This window comes from Acinetobacter sp. AL9 (assembly GCF_041464035.1).
Classification (GTDB): Bacteria; Pseudomonadota; Gammaproteobacteria; order Pseudomonadales; family Moraxellaceae; genus Acinetobacter; species Acinetobacter towneri.
This window is the reverse complement of record NZ_JAYFSK010000073.1, coordinates 1-9,129: the sequence shown is the minus strand read 5'-3', so window position 1 is coordinate 9,129 and position 9,129 is coordinate 1. Positions and strand designations below refer to the sequence as shown.

Genomic DNA, 9,129 nt, shown 5'->3' with positions numbered 1-9,129 from the left:
ATCCCATCTTCTTAGGGTTTGGATGGAAACACCCAGTGTTTTAGCTGCAACGCCAATACTAACATATCTACTCATTTGTATATAATAATATAGAAATAGGTAGATTTCAACTAGCAGTTATTAACCCTCTCCTTTGCAAGTTTTGATGCACTGCTTTAAAACTTAATACAAGGGAGAGAGTTTATTTTGACTCCTATACTTTTCCACTCAACAAAACCAATAAATCACTGATTTATAAAATTATTCCACTAAACCAAAAATCATTTAAAAAATCACTTTCAATTTCGATATTTGCACAATACTTCGGGATTGATCCACAATAAAAAAGCCTTCACTTTGCAAAGTGAAGGCTTACAAGAAAATAGACCTATTTTAAGATTGAGGCGCCTTTTGCTCTACCACGCCAGCATCTTCCACACTACGCACCGTGCCTGTATCTACATTCAAGACTTCAAACTCAATACGGCGGTTTTTAAATTGACCTTCTGGCGTTGCATTTGCCGCAATCGGCTGCTCTGAACCAAAACCAATGGCTTGCAATTGACCCGGATTTACACCACGTGATACTAAATAATCGACCACTGCTTGCGCACGTTGTTGTGACAAAGTTTTGTTGGCATTGGCATCACCTACGGCATCGGTATGCCCTTTCACGGTTAATTGCACTTGTGGCGCGCGCTGCATCAATATCGCAGCCTGATCTAAAATAGACTTATTGGCTGCTGGAATTTCAGTCGATGCAGAATCAAAATTAATGATTTGCATATTGAGTGCCGTCGCAATATCCAAAGCTTGAATATTGTCAGGATTAATTGCAGCCAAAGCCTGCTCGGCATTGCTAATACTGCTGGTTACAGCCTGATTAACATCGGTTACTGTAGTTTCTGCAGGTTGCTGAGTCACTACAGTCATGTTTTTAGCCAATGGACGAATTTGACTGGCTAAACGCTCTGCATCGGCAGGGTTCGTGGCTTGAATAGACAGTTGATTACCCACCCAGTTTAAATTGACATTCGGTACACCTTTCAGCATTTTTAAAACGCTTGGAATCACGTCCTGATCAATAAATTCCGAATGATAGTTGGCAAAATTTTCTGCACCACAACCTGTTGGATGATTGAAAATTTGCTTCACTTCATTCTGCAGAATTTCCATATAGCTTGGATTATTCAGCAAAATTTGACAGGTCACCAAATTACCATCACTGCCTGTACTGACTTGCAACATTGCAGCCTGATTTGCTGCCACTTGGGTCTGTGTGGTTGCAGGCGCTTGGTTGCGGTCACTACATGCACGGAATAAAAATGCCAATAAACCAATTAAAATAATTAAAGCTAAAATTGGCAATAACCACGAACGGCGTTCTTCTACTGGCTCAGTCACAATGACTTCAGGTGCTTGATGTACGGTTTGGCCCGCAGCATTATTTACCCCCAAAGCAGCCAATAATGCTGTTGCCCACTGCGGTAAAGCCGCCTGAATTGAATCTAAATTGTTTTGCAGTAAATGCTGAATTGCAACTGGGTCAGATGAACCTGCCTGATTTTCCAAAAAGTTTAAACTTGGTGCAATTGAACGATTCAGGGTGTTTTCAATTTCGGTTTGCGGTGCTGTGCCGCTGACCAAATCTAAAAACTGCTGTTTTAAAGATAGATTTGAACCAAATACATCGCCCACACGTGGATTCAGTTGTCGCAGCAGATTGTCAATCAGTTCAGGTCGTGAATTTAAAATAGACAATAAAATGGGATAAAAACTATTTAATGCCTGATTTTTTTCAAGCAAATGCTGGGTTTCCCCTTCCAATACAATGGATGACACACTTTGTTTGAGCAAGTCTATAAAATCTGTTTGCATATATATGCCCTCTTTTTTTGTCTTTGTTTTCAAGTTGTTTTTTAGTGTATATGCTTAAAATTTAAACAAATGTAATAAATTGTGGTGTTTTGATTTTGTTGTGAAATTTGAGTCAACGGAATGTAGAGTCTCTTCTTCGATTTTCTATTTGGGGATTGTTAAAATTCAATAAAAAAGCCAGCCGAAGCTGACTCTTATTTAAACTTGAAAATAAAATATCAATCAGAGCATATTAAGCAGTAAAGACGCGTACTGGTTTGCCTTTTACAACTTGATTAATCAAAGGCGTATTTTTGCCTTGTGACACAATCGTTTCTTTGTTCAGTGTCCATTCCACTTCTGGATCAACCAAGACCCAACCCGCTTCCTGTTCCCAACGACTTTGCATTTTTGCCACACGCGCAGGTGCAAGTGTCACTTTTTCTACCCATTCCAATGGACTGAACAGACCTTCCTGAATCAGTTGAATCCCAAATGGAATATAAGTATCAAATGCAGTAAAACCTGACAAAGTATCTGCAAATGGTGCCATTTTTGCAGAGCTATTTAACGGCTCATGATGAGTACAAATCGCATCAATCACACCATCTTTTACACCTTGACGCAGTAATGCTTTGTCTTGCTCTGAGCGCAGTGGCGGACGTACATGCGCTAACGAGTTAAAACCATCAATAATTTGATCGGTTAAATGCAGTTGATGCATCGCAACATCACAAGTGACAGGTAAACCTTTGGCTTTAGCTTGTTGAATCAATTCAACTGATGCACCACAAGACAATAAGCCAAAATGCGCACGTACACCTGTGGCTTCAATCATCAGCAAATATTTGGCAATCGCTACGGTTTCTGCCAAAGTTGGAATCATAGGCAAGCCCTGACGCGATGCAATAAAACCTTCATGCACACAGCCATCTTTAGCAATTTGCGGTTCTTCGGCATAGAACACCACGGTCATGTCCAAACCTGCAGCATATTCCAGTGTGCGAATCACGACATCATCATCTTCAAAAGGTGCATTGGCATTGGACACTGCACTACAGCCGCCTTTTTTCAGTCCCGCCATATTGGCAGGCTGCTTGCCGTTTAAACCTTGAGTTTGTGCACCAATCACTTCTAAATAAATGCCACCATCCAACATGGCTTTTTCGACCAAACCATGAATGAGTGCACCGTTGTCTTGCACGATTGGTTTAGAATCGGGTGGCGTAAATAAGTGCAGAATTCCGTTTTCACGTGCGGCCTTGCCTTCAGATTTGAGCGTGCCATGTTGTTGCTGACCAGGTTCACGTAAACGTGCGCATAAATCGACCATAGTTGGCATGAGCCATTGACCTTGGGCATCTATGCTTTCGCTAATATCTGCACTTTCTGCAACCAACTTGCCATTTTCAAGATATACCGTTTGTACGCGGTCAATTTGCTGGATTGGGTCAAGCACACGTACATTTTCAATTTTTACAATCGCCATGACTTTTTCCTTATACCGCAATCGCGTCAATCAAACCTTGTTCTTGCAATTGACCTTGCATCGCCAAGGCCAATACCGCCATACGTACCGCAATACCGTTGGTTACTTGATTTAAAATCACCGATTGAGGCCCATCGGCAATGCTTGAATCAATTTCGACACCACGGTTCATTGGACCAGGATGCATCACAATACAGTTTGGTTTTGCAAGCGCCAAACGCTCTTTGTTTAAACCGTACATTTTGTAGAATTCGGCTTGTGAGGCAAGTGCTGGCGAATCAATACGTTCATTTTGAATACGCAGGGTGATAATCACGTCGCAATCTTTAATGCCTTCTTCCATTTTGTTAAATAAACGCACGCCTGCGCCATATTCATCAAAACCGTAGGGCAACAAGGTGTTCGGTGCAATCACGCGAATGTCTTTACAGCCCAGTGTTTGCAAGGCAGCCACATCGGAACGCGCCACGCGTGAATGTTTGATATCACCAATAATCGCAACACTTAATTCTTCATAAGGTCGTTGGGTTTCACGGCGAATGGTCAGCATATCCAACATCGCTTGCGTTGGATGTGCATGACGGCCATCACCCGCATTAATAATGGCAACCTTTGGGCAAACCGTTTTAGCAATAAAATGTGCTGCACCTGAAGATGAATGACGCACCACAAAAATGTCAGCAGCCATCGCCTCTAAGTTCCACAAAGTGTCACGCAAAGTTTCACCTTTAGAGGTACTTGAACGGGCAATATCAATATTGAGTACATTGGCAGAAAGACGCTTGGCTGCGGCTTCAAATGTGGTGCGGGTACGAGTAGAGTTTTCGAAGAACAAATTCATCACCGTGCGCCCTTCGAGCAAATTATTGGTGATCAGTTGGTTTTGTTCATTGAAAAAGGACTGTGCTGTGTCCAGAATTTGGGTGAGGGTTTCTTTGGAAAGACCTTCGATGGTTAAAAAGTGTTTTAAATGCCCATCTTTATTCAATTGAATCTGGCTCGGAGTATGCAATGCCGCCAAATGCATGAGAGATTCCTTATACGTTAAGTTAACGCATTATACAGAAATTGATTTGGCAAAGCAGTGTAACTTGGCGTGATTTAGTCAAAAGAAACTTATGATTTTAAAAATTAAGTCATGCAGACTCATCTACACTTTCTTTCATGCTTAATACTCTACAAAGCGATGTGAAAGGATGGCATTTATATTTAACTGCTCTGCTAGCCAATCATCTTGATATGAGCTTGATGAACATCTGGTGGGTCAATCTTCGCCTACAACTGCCTACGCAACCTTCAGGCTATGTAGGCATAGTCTGTACAATTCACCGTTTAACGCAATGCCCCTATATAATGATGGGACACCTGCGCCCGATAAATTTCTTCAGCTGTAGGTTCAGTCAAGTCATCTATATTTTCTATATTTTCTACTGCATCTAATTGCTGCGCTTCAGTCTGTGGCGACGTTATTTCTGCATCAGCATCCATTAAGTTAGCCAATATACTTTTTAAGCGCAGCGCATAACGGCACAATTCCTCATCGTGTGTAGCGAGCGCCAATTGCAGCACAGCACGTGCATAGTCTGAATTTTCAACCAGATACATGACATCAATCACACGTCCACTGACCCGTCTTAATCGCGTATAAATTAAAGTGGCAACTGAAAAAATCTCGTTATTTGCTGTTAAAGCCTGTGCCGTGTTTAAAGTAGCCGTGGTCATTTAAATATTCCCCTTATCGCTTCATTGTTGTTTTGCAGTGTTTGATGCTCATCTGCAAAATGTTCACCATCACAACAATGTATGAGCAAAATACATACCAATCATGTGAATATTCAGGTTTTTATTTTTCCGCAATACAATCACTCAAAATTTTTTAGAGATGTCATTACATCCTCATTGCCTTTTTAGAAAAAAACAGTAAAAAATGCCCTGAAGCTCTTCAAACCTAGACCTTTAAAATTCTGCACGATTCACGCTAAATCACTAAGTTTTCTAGCACAAAATACGGTAAAATAGCCGATTGCTGAATTGCTTTTGGAAATTTTCATGAATTCGAAACCCCGTCTTTCTACATATTGGGTCACCTGTGCAGATGGACTTGAAACCTTATTGCAAGAAGAAATGCAAGGTTTAGGTATTCAAAATATCGAACGTTTACCGGGTCGTTTAATTTTCAAAGGCACACTCGAAAATGCCTATCGTGTCTGCATGTGGTCACGTTTAGCCTCACGTGTCCTTACACCAATTCACACACACGAAATTGAATTTAGTCACGACGCGCGCGATGTAGCCGAAGAGCTTTATGAAGGTGCGCTGAGCTTTGACTGGTCACTGATTTTTGCGCCACAAAGTACTTTTGCAGTGCGTTTGCATATAGAGCGTGACATTAAAGTGAACAGCCAATTTGCGACCTTGCGCGTTAAAGATGGTGTGGTCGATTCATTTATGGATGCAGTGGGCAAACGTCCAAGCATTGACATCAAACAGCCTGAAATTACCTTATACGTGTTGGCAGGTAAAAAAGAACATACATACTGCCTAGATTTATCTGGCGATTCACTGCATAAACGCGGCTATCGTCGTTTTATGACCGATGCCCCAATTAAAGAAAACCTTGCCGCAGCGATTCTGCAAAAAGGTCAATTACAACAAATTCAACCCGACATTATTTTAGACCCAATGTGTGGTTCGGGTACGTTTATTATTGAAGCATTGATGATGCTGACTGACCGTGCACCGGGTTTGGTACGTCGTTTCGGTTTTAACGGTTGGCAAGGTCACGACCATGAATTATGGATGAGCATTAAAGCAGAAGCGGCTGAACGCCATCAAACTGCATTACAACAACCATTGCCAAAATTTTATGCTTTCGATGCCGACTGGGAAGCAGTCAAAGCCACCAAGCAAAATATTATTGCAGCAGGTTTTGAAAGTCTGCTCGATCAGATTCAAATTGAAGAACGTACTTTGGCTGACTGGCCCGACTTTCAAGCCGAAGGTAAAAAGGCCTTTATTGTAACCAACCCACCTTATGGTGAGCGTTTGGGCGATAAAGCCTCGAACCGTGCCTTATATTTGGGTCTGTCTGCCCTCTTGCAAAAGCATTTCCCAAATCAAAAAGCAGCCGTCATTGCAGCCCAAGTTGAACAAGCCGATGTGTTGGCTTTCAATGACCCGCAAATTTTACGTTTGATGAACGGTAAACTGCCAATTTATGTCCGTTTTGGTACGATCAAACCTGCAACATTCGCACGCCCATTCTTAGCAGATTGGCAACCGCAACAGTTTGAACCCATTGAAGGCGCAGAAGATTTCACCAACCGTTTGCAAAAAAACATGCAAAGCCTGAAAAAATGGGCGGTGAAAGAAAATGTGCATTGTCTGCGTTTATACGATGCCGACTTACCTGACTTTAATGTCGCAGTCGATTTATACGGCGACCGTTTGCACGTGCAAGAATATGCACCGCCGAAAAAAATTGATCCTGAAAAAGCCAAAAAGCGTTTTAACCTTGCCTTACAAGCCATTCGCGCTGTCACAGGTTTAGGGCGCGATGCGGTATTTATTAAAACCCGTGCCCGTCAGGAAGGTAAAAACCAGTACACCAAACAAAGTACCGCCTCGAAGCGTTTTATTGTGCAAGAAGGTCAGGCTAAAATTTTGGTTAACCTCACCGACTACCTAGATACAGGCTTGTTCCTTGACCATCGTCAAATGCGTTTACGTATTGCCAAAGAAGCACGTGGCAAGCACTTCCTGAATTTATACAGTTATACCTCAACTGCAAGTTTACATGCCGCGCTTGGCGGTGCAGCAAGTACCACCAGCGTCGATTTATCCAATACTTATTTGAATTGGTCTAAAGAAAACTTTGTATTGAATGGTTTAACGGTAGACCATGCCGATGAACAACATCAATTCTTTGCCAGTGATTGTTTTGAATGGCTCAAAGAAGGTCATGAACAATATGATCTGATCTTTATTGACCCACCAACTTTCTCAAACTCTAAAAAGTTCTACGGAACATTTGACGTACAACGCGACCACGTTTCTTTAATTAAGCGTGCCATGAACCGCTTAACCACAGGCGGAACGCTGTACTTCTCCAACAACTACCGTGGTTTTGAAATGGATGAAGAAATTGAAGCCATGTTTGATGTGCAGGAAATTAGCCATGAAACCATTGGGCAAGATTTCAAACGCAACACCAAAATCCACCGTGCTTGGAAAATTCAGCACCCGCCTGTTTAAATAAACGATATGGCAATACAACAAAGCCTGTTCATTTGAACAGGCTTTGTTTTATCGTAGATCAGTATCTAGATTATTGACCAGTTAAAAACTTCTTTTCACCATATTGATAATGCATCGACAGTTTAAATTCATCACCATCACGTTGAATTTGCTGATTGCTTTGCATCGCACTGAGTATCTGTTCCAACTCCTGATCAGACATGCTTTTACCTGCAGCATTCATATAATTATTCATAATGGTTTTGACCACTTGCTTGTTAAAACTCACATCGGTTTGCATTTCCAATAAACTTGGGAACATTTTCGCTAAGCCTTCTACAGTGGTTTGATGCCCTGGCATCACTTTACCAACCAAATCTGCCCGAATACTGCCTGTGCCTAATTTCAACTGATTCTTCTTGGATTCGAACTGAAAGCCCTCATTAATCACAGCCAACAAGGCTTGTTGAACTTCTTTCTCAAAGTTTTCCGCTTCTAGGCATGAGTTGTTTTGTTTTTGCACAATATCAAGAAACGTCTGCATTTTACTGCGCTGCAAGTTTTTAACATCCCAATTCACTTGCAGGTCTTGCATGGCAGGCACATTATTTAAACCTAACTCGGCAATTTTAAATTTCGATTGAATATCTACCGTGCGCTCATGCAGTTGAGTATCCATACGCCAACTGAAGTCTTTCATTTTGCCTGAACCCACTGCTTTTGGGTCTTGACGCTGCATTTCTGCAATACTGAATTGGAGATAGCCCGGCTCTAAAGACTGCACATTCAAAGCCTGATTGGTTTTAAACTGCATGCCTTTTACTTGAAGATGTCCAAATTGATCCAGCACCGTCAATTGAGGCACATCAAAACTCATATTTACAATTTTCTGCTGCCCCTGACTTTGTTTCGCCTGAAACTCAATCTGCATAGGAGAAAATTTAGCTTCAAGTCCTGCTTCTTTTTTCTCTATAGCAGGTATGCTCAATTTCGTGGTCGATGCACCCAACCAATTCACTTGCGTTGTCACATTTAGAGGCTGCTGAAAGAACTCGGAAAATTGTCCCTGCCCTTGTTCCAGATTCATTTTAGAATCAATTTGGTAACCTTTCCATGTCCGCTGAATTTGATCTTGTCCGTGAAACACCAGTTTTTCTTTAGCATTACATGGGTCTGCAATAATGGTCATTTTCCATTTGGCAGTACCTGTTAAAGTCCCCATGTCGTAGTCCGTATATTGGACGCTCACATTGGGTACAGGATTTAAATTTTGTTGATAATGCTCACGCAGGCTCTTATCTGCATATAAATTTCCTGCAGTGACAGCTCCTGCCAACACTGCAACCCCCATTCCACCCCATACTATTTTTGACATAGATTCTGCTCAGAATTTATCTATTCTTATTGAACAATAAATTATAATTAATCTTCTTTAAAAAAGAGGCGGATTCAAGCGGCAAGTGCAACAGTATAAAAACCAGCCATAACTTCACTCGGTGTATACCAACCTAGTGTTTTTCTAGGACGATGGTTGAGTGCAAATTCTATCTGCTCTATTTGTTCGTTTG

At 41.5% G+C, this 9,129-nt stretch carries 6 protein-coding genes and 1 pseudogene; 1 reads left to right on the top strand and 6 read right to left on the bottom strand.

The genetic code is table 11. The features are described 5' to 3' along the window. Positions 1-372: 372 nt before the first annotated feature. From ACEO2X_RS12315 to ACEO2X_RS12300, 4 genes are all read right to left on the bottom strand, one after another. A complete protein-coding gene (locus ACEO2X_RS12315) occupies positions 373-1,857 on the bottom strand; it encodes an OmpA family protein (RefSeq protein ID WP_096901055.1) in 1,485 nt (494 codons plus the stop codon). A gap of 232 nt (positions 1,858-2,089) precedes the next feature. Further along, positions 2,090-3,325 carry a dihydroorotase gene (locus ACEO2X_RS12310; protein WP_279186197.1) on the bottom strand — a complete coding sequence of 412 codons (1,236 nt, stop codon included), beginning with the start codon at positions 3,323-3,325 and terminating at the stop codon, positions 2,090-2,092. A 10-nt stretch (positions 3,326-3,335) separates the two neighbouring features. Then, entirely contained in the window at positions 3,336-4,352 is a 1,017-nt protein-coding gene (locus ACEO2X_RS12305; protein WP_004971550.1) for an aspartate carbamoyltransferase catalytic subunit, read from the bottom strand. Positions 4,353-4,657: 305 nt separating this feature from the next. Beyond that, positions 4,658-5,047 carry a hypothetical protein gene (locus ACEO2X_RS12300; protein WP_096901057.1) on the bottom strand — a complete coding sequence of 130 codons (390 nt, stop codon included), beginning with the start codon at positions 5,045-5,047 and terminating at the stop codon, positions 4,658-4,660. A 327-nt stretch (positions 5,048-5,374) separates the two neighbouring features. On the opposite strand from ACEO2X_RS12300, the gene rlmKL reads away from it, so the two are divergent. Beyond that, the gene (rlmKL, locus tag ACEO2X_RS12295) at positions 5,375-7,579 is read left to right on the top strand and encodes a bifunctional 23S rRNA (guanine(2069)-N(7))-methyltransferase RlmK/23S rRNA (guanine(2445)-N(2))-methyltransferase RlmL (protein ID WP_004971555.1); all 2,205 of its coding nucleotides are present in this window, start codon (positions 5,375-5,377) and stop codon (positions 7,577-7,579) included. 73 nt (positions 7,580-7,652) lie between these two features. Here rlmKL and ACEO2X_RS12290 read toward each other — a convergent pair whose 3' ends face one another. Together ACEO2X_RS12290 and ACEO2X_RS12285 are read right to left on the bottom strand one after the other, a co-directional pair. Further along, positions 7,653-8,936: a DUF945 family protein gene (locus tag ACEO2X_RS12290; RefSeq protein ID WP_371972086.1), complete on the bottom strand. Its 1,284-nt coding sequence runs from the start codon at positions 8,934-8,936 to the stop codon at positions 7,653-7,655. Positions 8,937-9,010: 74 nt separating this feature from the next. Then, positions 9,011-9,129: pseudogene (locus ACEO2X_RS12285) on the bottom strand (IS30 family transposase); the annotation flags it as partial.

Coding starts and splice junctions, on each gene's coding strand:
- ACEO2X_RS12305 (WP_004971550.1), bottom strand. CDS start 4,352: ATGCATTTGGCGGCATTGCATACTCCGAGCCAGATTCAATTGAATAAA.
- ACEO2X_RS12300 (WP_096901057.1), bottom strand. CDS start 5,047: ATGACCACGGCTACTTTAAACACGGCACAGGCTTTAACAGCAAATAAC.
- rlmKL (WP_004971555.1), top strand. CDS start 5,375: ATGAATTCGAAACCCCGTCTTTCTACATATTGGGTCACCTGTGCAGAT.
- ACEO2X_RS12310 (WP_279186197.1), bottom strand. CDS start 3,325: ATGGCGATTGTAAAAATTGAAAATGTACGTGTGCTTGACCCAATCCAG.
- ACEO2X_RS12290 (WP_371972086.1), bottom strand. CDS start 8,936: ATGTCAAAAATAGTATGGGGTGGAATGGGGGTTGCAGTGTTGGCAGGA.
- ACEO2X_RS12315 (WP_096901055.1), bottom strand. CDS start 1,857: ATGCAAACAGATTTTATAGACTTGCTCAAACAAAGTGTGTCATCCATT.